Raw genomic sequence first — 620 nt, 5'->3', positions numbered from 1 at the left:
AGGGTCGTGCCGGCTCCGCCATCGCCCAAAACGGCAGGCACATGCCCCTGATGTCGGGAAGAGACGACTTGCCAGCGGTCATTCATGGCGTCAATCGGGTGGTGGGTTAACGTGAAGATCCTGCCCGGCATTAATCGAATACAATTGCTGTCCGCTTGCCCTGATTTGCTGTCGGCCCGCACCGCTTCCAGCCGGTACTGGGTCAATGGCATGCCCTCTTTGTTTTTCAGAAAGCGGCCGTAACTTTCGAAAATATGAAATGGCGTGCTGCTCTCTGCCTCAAAATCTGTTGCGTTATGCTGCAAGGCATAATTGGGGTTGTGGTAATTCCTGTCTTTTTGGGAGATCGATTCCGGGCGCATGTGGGAGCCCAGAGACCATTTGGAGATAACATTTTCTTCTGTTGCGTTGGTGACGTCCGGGTTGTAAATCAGCGTATCCGGCGCCCTCATGTTTAAATGGCTGTCGCTGACATAGAGCCCGTCATCGGCGAACCAGAAGAAAATCCCCTCTTCCGCCGCAAGGCGGGTAAAGAAATCATAGGAGGATTCCCTTTTCATGGTGGTGTATTCCCGCACTGAATGCGGGTCATTGAAATGCATACTGGCCCTGAGGGTTTT

1 protein-coding gene is annotated in these 620 nt (G+C 52.9%); it reads right to left on the bottom strand.

Translation table 11 applies throughout. From position 1 onward, the window contains the following. On the bottom strand, nt 1–602 hold a 602-nt coding region (locus ABR397_RS23095; RefSeq protein WP_350307744.1), incomplete at its 3' end, for a contractile injection system protein, VgrG/Pvc8 family. Between the last annotated feature and the right edge of the window lie 18 nt (nt 603–620).

This window comes from Photorhabdus viridis (assembly GCF_040256935.1).
GTDB classification, from domain to species: domain Bacteria; phylum Pseudomonadota; class Gammaproteobacteria; order Enterobacterales; family Enterobacteriaceae; genus Photorhabdus; species Photorhabdus viridis.
This window is presented reverse-complemented; position numbering and strand designations above follow the sequence as displayed.